General features: G+C 48.7%; 14 protein-coding genes. 3 read left to right on the forward strand and 11 right to left on the reverse strand.

Annotated features, from left to right (window positions below):
• The first annotated feature begins 30 nt into the window (after positions 1 to 30).
• Positions 31 to 360, forward strand: a complete 330-nt coding sequence (locus tag B160_RS0119665) for a hypothetical protein (protein ID WP_040680175.1) — start codon at positions 31 to 33, stop codon at positions 358 to 360.
• Positions 361 to 568: 208 nt separating this feature from the next.
• Positions 569 to 1,117: a TlpA family protein disulfide reductase gene (locus B160_RS29740; protein WP_018629645.1), complete on the forward strand. Its 549-nt coding sequence runs from the start codon at positions 569 to 571 to the stop codon at positions 1,115 to 1,117.
• Positions 1,118 to 1,265: 148 nt separating this feature from the next.
• Here the strand turns inward: B160_RS29740 and B160_RS0119675 are convergent, their stop codons facing one another.
• From B160_RS0119675 to B160_RS0119685, 3 genes are all read right to left on the reverse strand, one after another.
• Entirely contained in the window at positions 1,266 to 2,396 is a 1,131-nt protein-coding gene (locus tag B160_RS0119675) for a serine hydrolase domain-containing protein (RefSeq protein ID WP_018629646.1), read from the reverse strand.
• 103 nt (positions 2,397 to 2,499) lie between these two features.
• On the reverse strand, positions 2,500 to 3,960 hold the full coding sequence (cls, locus tag B160_RS0119680; RefSeq protein ID WP_018629647.1) for a cardiolipin synthase: 1,461 nt from the start codon (positions 3,958 to 3,960) through the stop codon (positions 2,500 to 2,502).
• Between the two features lie 150 nt (positions 3,961 to 4,110).
• Positions 4,111 to 5,121 (reverse strand): LLM class flavin-dependent oxidoreductase, encoded by a 1,011-nt coding sequence (locus B160_RS0119685; protein ID WP_018629648.1) that lies wholly within the window; start codon positions 5,119 to 5,121, stop codon positions 4,111 to 4,113.
• A 519-nt stretch (positions 5,122 to 5,640) separates the two neighbouring features.
• Between B160_RS0119685 and B160_RS0119690 the strand changes: the two genes are divergently transcribed.
• The gene (locus B160_RS0119690) at positions 5,641 to 6,870 is read left to right on the forward strand and encodes an MFS transporter (RefSeq protein ID WP_018629649.1); all 1,230 of its coding nucleotides are present in this window, start codon (positions 5,641 to 5,643) and stop codon (positions 6,868 to 6,870) included.
• Here the strand turns inward: B160_RS0119690 and B160_RS0119695 are convergent.
• The 8 genes from B160_RS0119695 to B160_RS0119740 form a co-directional block, all read right to left on the reverse strand.
• Entirely contained in the window at positions 6,833 to 7,258 is a 426-nt protein-coding gene (locus B160_RS0119695) for an SRPBCC family protein (RefSeq protein ID WP_018629650.1), read from the reverse strand. The genes B160_RS0119690 and B160_RS0119695 overlap by 38 nt on opposite strands.
• 489 nt (positions 7,259 to 7,747) lie before the next feature.
• A complete protein-coding gene (locus B160_RS32615; protein ID WP_018629652.1) occupies positions 7,748 to 7,852 on the reverse strand; it encodes a type II toxin-antitoxin system RelE/ParE family toxin in 105 nt (34 codons plus the stop codon).
• Positions 7,853 to 8,615: 763 nt separating this feature from the next.
• Positions 8,616 to 10,226 carry a Na+/H+ antiporter gene (locus B160_RS0119715; RefSeq protein WP_018629654.1) on the reverse strand — a complete coding sequence of 537 codons (1,611 nt, stop codon included), beginning with the start codon at positions 10,224 to 10,226 and terminating at the stop codon, positions 8,616 to 8,618.
• Between the two features lie 402 nt (positions 10,227 to 10,628).
• On the reverse strand, positions 10,629 to 11,165 hold the full coding sequence (locus B160_RS0119720; RefSeq protein WP_018629655.1) for an SRPBCC family protein: 537 nt from the start codon (positions 11,163 to 11,165) through the stop codon (positions 10,629 to 10,631).
• 37 nt (positions 11,166 to 11,202) lie between these two features.
• Positions 11,203 to 11,709, reverse strand: coding sequence for a class I SAM-dependent methyltransferase (locus B160_RS0119725; RefSeq protein ID WP_018629656.1), 507 nt, complete (start codon positions 11,707 to 11,709; stop codon positions 11,203 to 11,205).
• Between the two features lie 6 nt (positions 11,710 to 11,715).
• Positions 11,716 to 12,174, reverse strand: a complete 459-nt coding sequence (locus tag B160_RS0119730) for a YciI family protein (RefSeq protein WP_018629657.1) — start codon at positions 12,172 to 12,174, stop codon at positions 11,716 to 11,718.
• 194 nt (positions 12,175 to 12,368) lie between these two features.
• Positions 12,369 to 12,821, reverse strand: coding sequence for a DUF1569 domain-containing protein (locus B160_RS0119735; RefSeq protein ID WP_018629658.1), 453 nt, complete (start codon positions 12,819 to 12,821; stop codon positions 12,369 to 12,371).
• A 316-nt stretch (positions 12,822 to 13,137) separates the two neighbouring features.
• Positions 13,138 to 16,281, reverse strand: coding sequence for an ATP-dependent helicase (locus B160_RS0119740; protein ID WP_018629659.1), 3,144 nt, complete (start codon positions 16,279 to 16,281; stop codon positions 13,138 to 13,140).
• Positions 16,282 to 16,289: the final 8 nt, after the last annotated feature.

The following is a 16,289-nucleotide window of genomic DNA, read 5'->3' on the forward strand; positions in this document are numbered from 1 at the left end:
TATGCCGTATTTCTTTACATTTGCGTGGTCTTGAAAATACTGCACCATATTATCTTATATAGTTTGCTGGCAGCAGGCATCCTGCTGTTCAGCATACCCCTGCTCAGACCGGCCTGCAAGCGGCTGATGCACCAGGTGAATACGACTGTTAAACACCGTGTTCCTGCCGGTGATATGGAAACTCCGGCCTCTTGTGGTGTTGCGGGTATCGCGATTGAACCGGTTGTGGTAGAATATGCGCTGCCGCTGATCGCGTTGATCTTGAAGCAAAACTACCCGCCGGCCAAGACCCGCTTTCCCGCAGATCCGTTTCCCGAATGCATTGATGCGCCTCCGCGGAGTAGCGCTGTTATGGTATAAAATATGAAGGGTTGCCAATGGTCGCCTTATGGAGCATAGTCATTCTGCCCCCGATAGCGATCGGGGGTGTTTCAGAATCTATTAACAGATAACCATTTTTAGAGACTGGAACAATCCCGAATCTTCGGGCCGGCACGACAAAGTAGAAGGCTTTTGATACGGCATCCGGACATAAATCGATCTTAATTTAACAAATAAAAAATAATTAATGAAACTGAATACAATTATACTGATGATGGGCTTGGGTATGGGCACCCTTACAGCCTGTAAAAATGAAGCAAAGCAAGATGCGGCAGATACGGCAGCCGTGCCTCCTAATGTGGAAATGAATACCGCACCGGCAACACCTGTGGTATCTCTGATGCCGGCATTTAAAATGTCCGACGAGAAAGGGCAGCCGGTAACCCTGGAATCCCTGAAAGGGAAAAAAGTGGTGGTAAATATCTGGGCCTCCTGGTGCCCGCCCTGCCGCGCGGAAATGCCTTCGATCCAGAACCTGTATAAAAAAACGGATAAAGAAAAAGTAGCCTTTGTATTACTATCGGTAGATGATCAGATGGAAGATGCCGCTGCGTTTAAGAAAAAGCAAAATCTGAATATGCCGATCTTTTTCCCAGGAGAGCAATTACCGCTTTTATTCAATGTACAGGCCATTCCTTCTACCTTTATTTTTAATGAAAAGGGGGAGCTGATCAAGAAAATGGAAGGCATGGATGATTATGATACCCAGGAATATGTAGATCTGCTGAAGGGGTAGGAACGAAGATACAACAGCTGAGCGGTTAATAAGGAAATGACGTTTTCCTTATTAACCGTTTACTTAAATATATGTTACTAGTAAAAAACCTATGCCCAATCTCCCTCAGTCTTCCCATCGCCCAAAACTGCAAAGCTGCCAATAACAATTATTTCACCATCCCGTTATAAAGCGCATTAATAATATCATACAACAACGCCACCATTGATTTCTTATACTGCGGAATACAACCATTGGTAATGACCACAAACCCAAACTTCTTTTCCGGTTGGAAAAACATGCTGCTGTACAGGCCATAGGCGCTGCCGGTATGGCCCACCATTTTTTCGCCATCGATTAAATTTTCGGTAGACCAAAGCGCAAGGCCATAGTTTTCTTTATCAGACAGTTTGGTCTGCATGGTCCTGCTGCTGGCTTCGCTGATGATGCGTACATTGTTGGATGTGCCGTAGTTCATATGCATCATCATATACCGGGACAGGTCCAGCGCCGAGATCTTCATGCCACCGGTAGGGGAAAATATGGGTGTGTTGTATCCCCTGGTATAACTGGCCAGTTTTGCTTTGGGCGATGCATAGGCTGCCGGCGCCGCTTCAAATGCTTTTGTAGAATCATTGTACTCGTAAAGGGGAACCAGACGGTCGCGCCCCAGTGAATCCACTACATAACCTCCGTATAAATGTAAGGGCTGCAGGATATGGTTTTTTACGTACTGATCAAACCGCTCTCCGGAAATCCGTTCCAGGATAGCCCCTGCCATATTAAAGTTCAGGTTACAGTACTGGTACCCTTCCCCGGGTTTGTAATCATTATAGCACCGGGCCCAGTCCGGGTTTTTTTCGGGATTGATAGCATCCAGTGTAAAATAGCCATTCTTGTCATTAATGCTCGAAGTGTGGGACAGGATCATCTCCAGCGTAATGGGCACATCTGGGTACTTTGGATTGTTTACCTTGAAGCCCACCAGCTTGGTCACCTCATCTGTCAGACTGATACGGCCCTGCTCCACCAGCTGCATCAGTGAGGTGGCTGTAAAAGATTTTGAAATAGAGGCGATGCGGAAGATATCGGTGTTCCGGACAATGGTTTTATCATCGGGGTTTTTATATCCGAAAGACTTATTGTATATGATCTTATTGTCTTTTACTACAGCAACAGATAAGCCCACCGCGCGGTATTGTGCCATTAATTTCAACAGCCTGGTTTCTACCGGTTGCTGGGCTTTGGATTTTAACGGTATTATGCAGGCGGCAGCGGCGATCAGCAGGAAAGATTTCATTATTGACGATGGTTTTGAAAAGAAAGATACTATTAATATGAAAATTGAGCAAACAGACAGGAGCCGATAATGAAAATGAAGAAGCATTCCTAAACCCGGCATATTATAACAACGGAGATAACAACCGGCAGGTTTTTTCAAATAGTTGTATATATAGCGGCCGGTTCAACCATTTTTCAGCATCGATCTGTTCCGCATCCAGCAGGTCGTTTTCAAATGCCTGTGCCAGCTGATCGGCAATGCGGGCATCATAGACGAGCGTATTGACTTCAAAGTTCAGATCAAAGCTGCGGTGATCCATATTGGCCGTGCCCACCATTGCGAGGTTTCGGTCCGATACCAATGTTTTGGCATGAACAAAGCCCTTCTTATAGCGATAGATCTCCACGCCTGCCTCCAGCAAGGTGGCATAATAGGAATTGGCGGCCGTATTCACCAGCAAAGAATCAGAGATCCCTGGCACCAGGATCCGGATCCGGATACCGCTGTAAGCCGCTACGATCAGGGCCTCCATGATGCTTTCGCCCGGGATAAAATATGGAGTAGTGATCAGCAGTTCCTTTTTAGCCAGGCTGATGGCGCGTAGAATGGCATAAAGAATGGTTGGCTGGTCGGAGTCCGGGCCACTGGCCGCCGTTTGTACAAGAACATTCCCCGGGTGGTATAGGGTATGCGGGGCGGGAAAGAACTGTTCATTGATCGAGAGCCGGTCGCCGGCGCAAAAATTCCAGTCGGCCAGGAACAGGTATTGCAGGTAATAAACACCAGGTCCGCGGATCATCAGGTGCGTATCGCGCCAGTACAGTTTGTTATTGAACGCGGGCTTGTTCCAGTATTTATTGCTGATATTGATGCCGCCTACAAATGCCGTATGACCGTCAATGATGATGATCTTCCGGTGGTTGCGGTAGTTCAGCCGGTTGGCAAAGGCAATAAAAATGATCTTGTGAAAGGGAAAGGCTTTTACACCTGCTTGGCGCAGGCGTTTGACCATTTTTCTCCGGATGGAGTGACTGCCAAAATCGTCATAGATAAAGCGGACTTCCACGCCCTGTTGTACTTTTTCAATGAGCAGATCAGCAATGGTATTCCCGGTTTCGTCGTTCTCGTAAATATAATATTCGATGTGGATATGGTGCGTGGCTGCGCGCAGTTGCTCCAGCACCCGGGGAAATTTTTCTTCACCGTTGAGCAGGAGCTCTACCTGGTTTCCACCTGTGAGCGGACTACCTTCTTTTAGCAGGTAATGAAACAGGCGGTCGTTATTGGCCACGGATACCTTGCCCTGGTCATATGCTTCCAGAGAAGTGGTCTGTATCCGGTTGTTTAGTGATCGCTCCATGGTCTCGTTCATCTGCAGCTTTTTGCTATAGAGCTTTCTTCTCCGGTAGTTGATGCCAAATGAAAAGTAGGTAAACATGCCGATCACCGGCAGGAAGATGATCAGCAGCAGGTAGGCCAGTGTTTTGGTAGCGCTGCGCGTGTCGTAGATCACCCGCATGCAAACCAGGATCACCAGGATCACATACAATACTTCCGCCACAAGAAGCCAACTCCAGTTCATAACTGTAAGTTAGCTCAAGGAATTTAAAATAATGCATGTAAAATGTAAAAAGCAAACGGTCTACAGTGCAGGAGCTTCCTTTTTTGAAAGCTAGTCAACACTTCTATATTCCGGTGTTCCCTCAGTCTCCCCGTCCCCTCTTAAGAAAAATCACCCCTCACTAAAAATATCCTTCAGCAACGAATAGGACCGCAGTTTCTTTTTCTGATCGAATACCTGGGAAATCACCATCAGCTCCTGTATTCCGGTCTGCTCAATAAAATCAGATAGCTCCTCTTTTACCTTTTCTTTACTTCCAAAAAAGGCATTGGACAGCATATGCATCACTCCGTATTTCTGTTCCGGGGTCCAGAGTTTTTCCAATGCTTCATGGGTAATAGGAGGTTGCAACGGCGCGCGGCTATTAGTAAAAATGCCCAGGAACATCCGGTAAAGCGAGGTGGAGAGCGCTGCTGCTTCGGCGGTGCTGTCAGCAACAATGACGTTTACACAGGCCATCGCGTAGGGCTTGCTGAGCACTGCGGAAGGTCTAAAGCGACTCTGATAGATCTCCATCGCCTGCATCAGTTGCGCGGGGGCAAAGTGCGCGGCAAAGGCATAGGGCAGTCCCATTTCCGCGGCCAGGTAGGCACTGTCGGTACTGGATCCCAGTACCCATAAAGGAATATCCACGCCCTCGCCGGGGAGCGCCCGTACTTTGGAGTGACTGTTCTCTTTACTGAAATATTGTTGCAGGGCTTCAATATTGCTTTTAAAATCATAGGGTATGTTTACCGGTGCCTGGCGGATGGTCATGGCCGTGAGCGCGTCGGTACCGGGTGCCCGTCCCAGCCCTAGGTCAATCCGGTTAGGGTACAGAATACCGAGGGTGCCAAATTGTTCGGCGATGATCAGCGGTGAGTGGTTGGGCAGCATAATACCGCCGGATCCTACGCGAATGCTTTGCGTGCCGCCGGCTACATAGCCAATGAGGATCGAAGTAGCAGCACTGGCCACGCTTTCCATATTGTGGTGCTCGGAGAACCAGTACCGGGTATAGCCCAGTTGTTCGGCATGGCGGGCACTTTCCAGGCTGCGTTCAAAGCTTTGTTGTAAGGTATCGCCCTGGCAAACGGTAGCCAGGTCCAGGATGGAATACCTGATGTTTTGTAAACGGCTCATATCTCCGGTTTTACTGTTTGCACCCGGCTTTTCCGGGAAACAGGCAAGTAAAAGAACAGTTGGGGAAGAAAAAAGTTTTAGGCCACGAAGACTCAAAGGCAAAAAGCAGCGCAAAGCGAGGCGTTATGCTTCATCCCTCTTTCTGCCCTGTCTCATCAGTCTCCCCGTCCCCAAACAAAATACCTGGCTCCCAAATACATGTTAAAAGCACGCTCATAATATTACTTTTGTCCGCTGTTTTATCCGCATTGGCAGTAACGGCATCTTTGCAACTCCATAAATGATTTTCTCAATTGCCTTTCATTTAACCCATTGTGAATGAGTAATTAATAAGTCGTTTTCTAATATCTATAACGACACCCACCACCCATAATAGCAGTTGGGTATCATACTGCCGGTGGTATTTTGTACCCGTAAAGCCAGCTATTAAAAGTACTTTGCGTAGAGTGGTTTATGTTTGACGAGTGATAATGTGTACTAACTACACATTTTATTAACAGACGATCTTCATTAAAAGCAATGAATAAAAAATTATTTCCCCTGGCCCTCGGTGGTCTGGCTATTGGAACAACAGAATTTGTGATTATGGGACTGCTTCCGGACGTGGCGCAGTCGCTGGGCGTTGAGATCCCCGTTGCGGGCTATCTTATTTCCGCCTACGCGCTGGGTGTGGTGATCGGTGCGCCGCTGTTAGTGGCCCTGTCCGCCAAGTACCCGCCCAAACGGATCCTGATCGGGCTCATGGTCCTGTTTACCCTGTTTAACGGACTGTCGGCATTAATGCCTGGTTTTTACAGTTTGTTCTTTGCTCGGTTCTTTTCCGGTTTGCCCCATGGTGCGTTCTTTGGGGTAGGGGCTATCGTGGCTTCGCGGCTGGCACAGGAAGGCAAGCAGGCCCGGGCCATTGCCATGATGTTTACCGGACTTACCGTAGCCAACCTGGCCATGGTGCCGCTGGTTACCTTTATCGGGCACCAGTTTAACTGGCGACTGGCCTTTGGAATGGTATCTTTTATCGGTGCGCTCACCATCCTGTTCCTGCACCTGTGGCTGCCCGCCATGCCGAGTATGAAAACCACCGGCCTGCGGGAAGAACTGCAATTTTTTAAAACAAAAAAATCCTGGCTCATTATTGCCATTACGGGTATCGGTTTTGGCGGATTATTTGCCTGGTTCAGTTATATAGCCCCGCTCATGACCCGTGTATCCGGTTTTAGCGAAAGTTCCATTTCCTATATCATGGTGCTGGCTGGTGGAGGCATGGTGGTGGGCAACCTGGTAGGCGGTTATATGGCCGACCAGATGAAGCCCATTAAGGCAGCGGCGATCCTTTTTTCGTTAATGGTGGCCGCGCTCATTGCCGTATTCTTTTTCTCCGGTAACCAGCCGGTATCCCTGGCGCTTACCTTTATCTGCGGGGCGCTGTCCATGGCGGTGGGTACCCCGGTAAATGTGCTCATGCTGCGTTCGGCCAAAAAATCGGAGATGATGGCTGCTGCTATTATGCAGGCGGCTTTTAACGTAGCCAATTCATTAGGCGCCTACTTTGGCGGTATCCCGCTGAAGCATGGATTCGGGTACCAGTATCCTTCACTGGTGGGTGCGGTAATGGCCTTTGCCGGCCTGGGGCTTTGTTTTATTTTTATCCGGCGCTACCAGCAGGAACGGGCCGTTAACAAGGTGCCCGCAGCCGTAGCTGCTACCACCCGCATCATTGCTCCAGAAAGCCGCGAAGCGACCTGCCCATAATTTCCTTCCAGCCCTGTTCATAGTTTTCTTTTGCAAAGGCCTCGCCCCCATCTGCCAGTTGCTCAATGCCCGAATGGGTAAGCAATACGCGGGTCTTGTCCCCATCCGGGAACAGCTCCCAGGTAAGCAGGGAAATGCCCTTGCTTTGCTCCGGGTGCGTCCAGGTATGCTGAAACGTTTGCAGGGGAACGATCTCTGTAATGGTGCACCGGTGCAGAAATTCTTGCTTTTCACTTTCGTAAAACTCAAAGCTGCTGCCCACTTCATGCCGGAAATCAGGGATGTTAAAGTACCAGCTTTTCATCTGGTCCTTATCCGTAAGCGCCAGCCACACTTTTTCTACCGGCGCGTTATAGGTTTCTTCATGTGTTACGGTTTGCGGCTCCATTTTTTTTATAAAGTTAACACGAATCCGGAAAATGCCCCGGTCAGGCAGGAGCGTTGTTCAGTCAGGGGATTATTTGGGCGTGTCCCCGGCCCTTCATCGCATCCCCATAAATCGTGCCCAACATACGGCCGGGGTCGGGCCATGCCGGGGTTCCGTGCTGCGCACCGGCTGCTGTTAGCGGCCGCCCTCTATATCCCTCACACGGAACTGCCCGTTCCCTTAACCCGGTTTACGGATGAAGAACGATCCGTATGTCACGCTGCGCTTGTCGAAGCGTGAGCCTGCAGTAGAGTCAAACATTAGAAATATACAATTTCTGACACGCTTGTTTTAACCACTTTCCAGTTTTTGATTAGTACTCCCAATCCATTTTCTATTCCCAGGTACAATCAAACTCAATTGCTATAGTTCCTTCTTCGCAATCCTGTTTATTTTGAATATGAACAATTGCAGGCGTTATAATAATGATCAGGAAGGGTACAAACTAACTCATTTATATTTTTTTCCGGGATCCCTGCTGGTATGGAAGATAGACACGATGGTAACAATCTTTTTCCTTCGGGCTATTTTATAAATCAGCAAATAGGGGAACACATCACAAATTTACTGCTTTTCCGGTAAGTATTTTATCCTTGAAAGTGGGGCGGTATATTGTTCATTTTCAGTGCTGTTAAAGTTCTCAGGTTCCCAGCTACCGGTGAAAGGCCAGCCTCCTTTGTATTAGGCTGTTTGATATACCAACGCCGGATTCGCAAGGCTCGATATACCTGAACCAGGACCGGAGATCCCCCTGACTGAAATGTACCGTGCCTACGGCACTCCGTCACTTATTAGTGGGTTGTATCTCCGGAATAAATTCCGGAGTTGAAAGAAGGATCAGGCCGATGGCCTTCTGTATTCCATTCGAAGGGTAAGAGGCATCGCATCGGCTGAACCATCACCGCACGGGGCACGGGCTTCCAGGGATCTATGTAAAGATCGGCCACGGGGAAATAAATGCCTTCTTCTTTGAATTGGAGCATTGGTGTTTGTATTCAATTTCTTCCTGCAAATGACTGGCCAATTTATGGGTTGCGGTCATGCTGAACTTGTTTCAGCATCTACATGTCATTCACATAGACCCTGAAACAAGGGTGACCATAATCGTGTTTGTGATCCACTCATTGATTTTATGCTCTACGGCATGGCAAAGTGAAGGTTTTGAGCCAATAGCCCGAGGTCGAAATTTATCATCGCCCCAACCGTAGCGGAGCGGCCCTTACGGAATTATCCAAGCAAAGCAATTTTATGAATTCACCTATTGAGGATGATCAGCAGGGTTTTCCCGACTACGCTCGAAAAGACGAAGTTTCTACCATTAATGTTCAAACCCCGTGATCTTGGCTTCCTCCAGGTCCAGCTGCATTTCCTGGCTACGGATCACGGCGTCCTCAAATTGCTGTTCATGCCGCAGGCGCAGCAGCTGGTGCCGTTGTACCTGTATCAGCTCACGCGCAATGTCTTTATTCACCGTGGCCACTTCTGCATGATGCGCAGATGTGGCGATACACTGAAGTTTATTCGATAACAATTCCAGGTCGGTCTCCAGTTTTCTTTTCTGATGGTTCACTAGGGAGTTTTGTGCCACCTGCTGCTGGTAGTTACTGTTAATGGCCGTAAGCGCGGCATGTTTCAAACTGGCCTGTATCATTACCTCCTGCTTTTCCCTCGGCAGCACTTCATCAATTTCTTTAATGTTCAGCCATTTGATGAACAGGGGCAGGAGCAGACCTTGTCCAACCAGCGTGAGTACAATGATCACGAAGGTTACAAACAGCAGGATATCCCGGTGCGGGAAGGCCTCGCCGGAAGGGAGCAGCAGGGGAATGGCCAGTGCCGATGCCAGCGATACCACACCCCGCATGGCCGCAAAGCTCATGAGCAGGGGCGCACGCCAGCCCGGATCGGGTTCCGTTCTGCGGATCTTTTTTGAGAACCAGCGGGGGGCGAAGGCGATGAGGTAACACCAGGCAATGCGGGTGGCTACAATAATGCCGCCCAGGATCACGGCGTATTTAATGCCATCGGCAATAGAGTAATTCTTCATGCCCTGCACCACAACCGGCATTTCCAGGCCGATCAGGATAAAGATAAAGGCATTGATCAGGAAGATCAGGGTACTCCAGACATTCACAGCCTGTATGCGGGTGGTATGACTCAGGAAGCAATGGGAGTGGTACGACATCATCAGCCCGCCGGCTACCACGGCCAGTACGCCCGAAAAATGAAGGCGTTCCGCTACAATGTACATCACATAGGGCACAACAAGGGTAAGCACGGTATCAATATTGGAGTTGGACCGGATCCGGTTGAGGAGCCAGGCAAAAAGAAAGCCAACGGCCAGTCCTATCAGGATGCCCCCGGACGCCATAATCAGCAGGTCCTTGAGCGCATGATACCATACAAACTGGCCGGTCATTACGGCGGCTAAAGCAAATTTAAAAACGATCAAACTGGAAGCATCATTCACCAGGCTTTCACCTTCCAAAATAGTAATATCGCGTTTGGGGATCTTCATATGCTTTAAAACCGATGTAGCGGCAACGGCATCGGGAGGTGAGTTGATGCCGCCCAGCAGGAATCCGAGCGCGAGGGTGATCCCGGGGATGAGAGCAGATGAAGCCAGGGCTACCACCAACGCGGTAAGGAACACCAACCCGAAAGCCAGCAGGAAGATCGGCCTGCGCCATTTCCAGAAATCCTTCCAGGATGTGAACCAGGCTGCTTCAAAAAGGATGGGCGGCAGGAAGATGAGGAATACGATATCCGGGTTGATCTGCAACACGGGCATACCGGGAGTCAGACTGATGAGCAGCCCGGCAATGACCAGGAAGATGGGATAGGCTACTTTTAACCGCTGGCCCAGAATGACCAGCAGCATTACGGCTATTACAACCCCGATCGAGATGAGTAGGTAGTCATGTATCATATATTCTGTTTGATTGGCGGTTCGTGTTTTTAAACACCTGAGGTTTTAATAACCACGGGCGGTATCTTTTTGTTCAATACAAATGTAGGGAACCCGCTGCATCAAAAAAGAGCACGGGTTTTTGTCATCAAACTGTCTGTAAGTGCCACATAAAAATATGCTGCTACCTGTCTGCCCGCCCGGGGTCCAGGGCACTGTTGATAATGGAGATATTGTAAAGGGTATTATAATCTGAAGCGGGACGCATAAAAGAGCGGGTGATACATCCGTTAAGGTTACAAAACAGTCACGAGGCGCGGCTCATTTTTGATCCTGCGATAAAAGAAAGACGAATGAAGTATTTTCCATCCGCTTCTGCGTGATTATTTTGAATATTCGGGTGAACTTTCCGGACGGCTTTAACTACTGTTCTGCCAGTTTTTTCAGTCGCTCTAACCCCGTTGTAAAATCCGGATCCATCATTTTCTCCATGTTCATAAACAGTTTTACAATGCGGAACGGATAAGGCATCTCGCTGCTAAATCCCCAGGTGGCCTTGGTGCCGGTACCAGCTGCTTCCAGCTTTACGTAAGCCTGTGCGTCGCTTTCGTAAGGCGTATAAAATTTAAGATCGGTTTCGATCAGTGATGGAGCGTTCAACGAGCGAATGGTCTGACAACCCCTGCCTACATCTTTTCTTTGGCTCTCCCAGCAGAACCGGGCGCCGGGGGTGCCATCGGTCCCTTCATTTGTTTTCTTCATCGCCGGATCTTTGCTTACAAAGGGGCTCCAGGTGTTCATGGCTGCAAGACTGCTGACATGGGGCCATACCTTGTCAACAGGGGCATTGACGGCTACTGATTTTTCAAATTTGATTTTGCCGTCTACAAACGCGGCTACCAGGAGTACCAGCAAAATGAGGGCTACGATCGCCAGTAGGATTTTTTTGAGAATACGCATGTTTTGACTTTTTATCGTTAGAAAATGAATTTTTGCCTCAAGCCGCGAAAGCAATGGCGTACATGCCTTCTCCATGATACACAGAGGGCCTGGTGCCCAGCAGATGAAAATGTTTAAAGCCACATTGAGCAGCCAGCTGCGCTGCCTTCGAAAATGGAATGGGAAAGGGCACCCAGCTGCTGGAGATGCCGGTGTTGTATTCCACCAACGCGATTAAGCCTTCTGGTACCAGTTGCTGCCGGAGTCTTTTTATCAACGCCAGCGGATCCTTGACGTAATGCAGGGAATTGGCCATCAGGATACCGGAAAGCGGAGGTACCGGGAGGTCTTCTTTCTCAAAATCGAGCCGGAAAAACCGGATGCCGGGCGCATTAAATACCTGCTTGCTTTTATCAAAGGCATAAATAGTGCTGTTTGCGGGGAGGATTCCGGACAAGGCATGGGTAAAGGTGCCGGTTCCGCAACCGAGGTCTGCCCAACGCAGAGGTGCCCCGTGGGAAAACGGCAGCTGTGCGATCAGATTTCTGGCCTCCCGGATGCTCATTTCTTGTCAGTGTTTGTTTTTTTGGACCTGTTTGTGAAAGGGGAGATACATGGGCAGTGCGGCAGACCCGTACCAGCTATAGATACTGGCCTTCAGCAGCCCGGCTTTAATGGCCGGGTCCGCTTCCAGCAGCGCCAGGGTTTCTTCTTTGTTTTGAGTCGTGAAAATAAACAGTCCCCTGTATTGCTCGGGGTTTTTTGCAAAGGGACCTGCAATGATCAGTTTGTTGGCAGTAACCAGTTTGTCTATATTTTCCATATGTCCCTTGAAAAGCGCCGACAGTTTTTCTTTATCGGTAATAAGGCTGTCGCCGGTTTTCAGCAATACGAACTGGTACGCACGCATGCCGTATGCATCAGCACCGAGGCTGTCTGCCAGGGATTTGCGGTAACTGGTATCCTGTGATCCTGTTTGAGCACTGCCTGCCAGCGGCAGCATTGCCAGGAAGAATAATAATCGTAGCATGTATGCAAACGTTTTTATGAACCTGCTTTCGTGTGAAGGACTCCGTACTACTAAATTACGTTTTTCTGCAGGACTTCCGTTGCATTTTCCCATAGTTCGTTGTTCCCCTGGGGTGAAGGAAGGCCCTGCGCCTGAAAACCTGGAATGCCGGTGCAATTGTAAAAACTCCCGTAGCTGTAGTTTAAAATCTGCGGTTATACTGCAAATTGGGTTAAATGATGATCCAGGTGCTTGGCAAACAAATTGTTCCATTCTGCCTTTGTAAGGTCCCCAAAGGAATGAGATGCTTTGCCATCAAAATAGGCTTCTCCCAGTTCCTCCGTCTGGCGGATATAGCCGGTCAGCCGTTCTTTTTCTTTTTCAAAATCGTGTGGACCGGTGATCAGAAAGTGCGGGGCTGTTCTTATGTTGCGTTTATACGGGACCTCGTTTACGACTGCTTTTTTGATAAAAGTTTTCATAATCCATTTTAAAAAGCCTTTTGGTTTGGGATGTTTTTCTGTGTAGACTGTTTCGTACATCACGCAAAGGTGTGCTAGCATCTGGTCTACGCTCATTTTACCCCATAAAGGCTTGCTTTCAGGTGTTAATTGCTCAATGCGGCTGATCATATATTGTGCGCCTTCGGGGGAAAAGATATCGGTCATAAGCGAAATGGATTTAGGGTGTAAAAATAGGCATTCTTTGAATAGGCAGGCCATAGCGGGGCACCCGGGTGCATCTCAAATTGTCGCAGTCCTGCTGAATTTATTTCAGCATCTATGCATATGGTCGTTCCATAGACCCTGAAACAGGAATAGATCCCGGGACAGGCCCGGGATGACATCTTGGGTGACATTGCGTTTATGCGAGCGCGACAATTTAAAATGCACCCGGGCACCGTGCCGCGTCCACCGCTTCTTTGCGTCATTGCGTGAAATAAATGAGCCGCAATGGGGGTGGACTATTGGTTCTTCGTGGTAATCATTCTTCATCTTCATCAATCGCTTCCAGATCGGTATAAAGCTGGTTATCCTTTACAAAATTGCACCAGTGACAATCTTTTTTTCCGCAGCCTTTGTAGAAATCACGGTTCTGGATATGTTGCCAGGTTTCCCGGATCTGCTTCCGGACGATCTCAAGATGCTCGGGAAGAATATGGATCTTTTGTTTAATGAAGTTCTTTTTCTCATCCGGTTCAATAAAATCAAACTCGCTACTGGCAACGGTCCAGCTCTTTGCATCATAATGATCTACCAGTAGTTTGTAAAAAACGGCTTGCCGCCAGTAATCACCCCCGTTCGGATCTTTTTCGGATGGGGGCAGCAGTTTGGGCCGTGCATATTTAACATTACCGGTTTTATAATCCACTACATTGACATCCTTGCCATTGAATTCCAGTTTATCTAGCTTGCCTTTTAAGGGAACACCATCTACCACCACGTTCTTGATGTTTAGCTCCACTACCACCACTTTATTCCAGGCATCGATATAGTTGTTGTAGTATTCCGGTAAGATGATACCGCCCTGCTCCATCCGGCGTTTGAAGGATTCCCTTGTAAAGTTCTGCCGGTGACGTTGCATGTACCATTTAAAATCTTCATAGAGCGACTGCACCGGCGGAAAGACATTGTTGGCGTTCTCCCGCATCTTCCGGAAAAAGCGTTCCAGCGCAAAGTGGATGGCGCTTCCGAACTCCGTATTCTCATTTTTACCGGAGGGAATGCGGATCAGGTTCTGGTAGTAAAACCGCAGCGGGCAGTCCAGGTAGCTGTTGAGCGCTGTTACATTCATCACGAACCGGTCTACCAATGGAGTAATGAAATCTTCTTCGCGTTGTTCAATAGAAGGTGCCTGGGCCGTAAATTGCAGCATCCGGAATTGAGTCATATCGGTTTCCGGTATGGACCGGTTCCGGATCCCGAGCTCGTGTTGCTCCAGGATCTCCGCTATAAACATGGAGGGTTCCAGCTCCTTTCCGGCATTGTTCCGCCTGGCCCAGGAAATATGCAGATGCTTTTCTGCCCGGGTAAGTGCTACATAAAATAGCCGGCGTAGTTCTTCGGTGGAGCTTCCTTCCGGTTGCGTGCTGAAAATGGTATCGGGAAGTTTAAAGATCGCGGGAAAGCTCTTCTTTTTTTCCCAATAGGAAGCGTTGGTGCCGGCCAGGAACACATATTCAAACTCCAGCCCTTTACTTCCGTGTGCCGTTAGCAGGTTTACACCTTTATCATTACCGATGGTGCGTGTCATGGCCAGCGGAACTCCTTCTTTTTCCATGAGGTCGATGATTCCGATCAGGCCGTCCAGACTGAATGCGGGGTTGCGGCTGTTCTCTTCTTTTACAAAATCAAAAAAGGCGGAGAGGAACTGCATCAGCTCTATTTTCTCCGGATGCTGCATCACATAGAACAGTACACCTGCATTCCGGATCACGCTTTCTACCAGCTGCTGCAGGGTAAGGTTAGATACATCGCTGATCAGTTGTTCATACGTAATGCTGAACTGTTTCAGTTGCGGATGAATGCCGGTGTCAAAAAGATCTTTTGGCGGCCGGTTGGCTTTCTCGGAAAGCAGCTGGCGAAGGGAAATGGCTTCGCCTTTAAATTGCCGGTTATTCACTTCTACATTGAGCTTTGCAATTTCAATAGGCGGGATCTTATAAAAATCGTAATGCAATAATTCAAACAATAACTCATCGCCACCGTAAGGGATATCATGCTCGGCATTGAGGTAGCGGAGGGTGGTGATCATTTTTTTGATGAGCGGATCCTGCAGCAGGTTGACGGGGCGCTTACTAAAAACAGGCACCTGCATCAGCTGGAAGTAATTGGATAGTTCTTCCCCGTACTTGTTTTCTTTATAAATGACGGCAATGCGGCCGGGTGCTACCCCTTCCCGAATCAGGCGGTCCACTTCCATACAAATGCCGGCCATCTCCTCTTTTTCGCTGTTGTATTCAATCAGTTCCGGTAGGGTGGTCAGGTGATTGATGGTTGCGTTAGCGGCCGCCAGCTCTTTGCTCAGTCCGGGGAGTTGGGTTACCAGTCGCTCTCTGTTCCCGGAGATGACCGATTTGGACACATCCAGTATGGGCTGGATGCTCCGGTAGTTGTTGGTCAGCACAACGGTCTTTAATGCATCTTGGTATTGCTGTGCAAAATCGAGCATATTCTGCACGTTGGCGCCCTGGAAGCGATAGATGCTCTGGTCATCATCGCCCACCACAAACACATTGGGCTGTTCCCAGTAATTGATCAGCAGCTGTACGATCCGGTTTTGTGTACCGCTGGTATCCTGGAACTCATCTACTAATATATATTGAAAGCGCTCCTGGTAGTTGCGCAGCAGCGATTCATTTTCTTCAAAGGCGCGGATCACCCAGTTGATCATATCATCAAAATCATACCGGCGCTTTTCATTCAGCAATTGCTGAAAGGTATCGAACTCATTTACGGCTGCACGTACCTTTTCTATTTTTTCTGTGGCTTCCGCAATTTTATCCGTGCGCAGATCCCCTTTTTTAAAATCTTTGGTGGCCCGCTTGGTAATGTATTCGTCCCGGTTGGGGAGATCCTGGATATAGGCATCAATTTTTTCATTGATAAAGGCGGCCGTCCAACCCTCGCGTTTCATTGCCGAGAATAGCTGCTGCAGGTGCGGCGCATCAAAATAGACGTCGCCCCGGTAGCGTTTCAGGGGATGGTTTTTGGGGAAGGCGTCGATCAGCTTTTTAAAGTATTCGATCCGCTCCAGCTCTGAAATGGGGTCCAGGGAGTTTTTCTCAAAAAGAGAAAGATTGTCCTGGATCACGTCGTTGCAGAAAGCGTGGAAAGTGTAAATGTTTACTTTATAAGCATCGGCGCCAATGAACTGCTGCAGGCGTTTGCGCATGGCCACCACGCCCGCATCGGTATAGGTAAGGCAAAGGATGTTTTCAGGAAGCGCATCTGTTTCCAGCCGGATCTTCCCGATCCGGGCAGCCAGGATCTGTGTTTTTCCTGTACCGGGACCTGCGATCACCATTACAGGACCTTCCAGCGTATCTACGGCAATGCGTTGCTGGTCATTGAGCTGCTGGTATATTTCTTTATATTTTTCTTCCAGTTTTTGCTTTGGAAATGCCATCTGTGTTT

Source organism: Niabella aurantiaca DSM 17617, from assembly GCF_000374125.1.
Classification (GTDB): Bacteria; Bacteroidota; Bacteroidia; order Chitinophagales; family Chitinophagaceae; genus Niabella; species Niabella aurantiaca.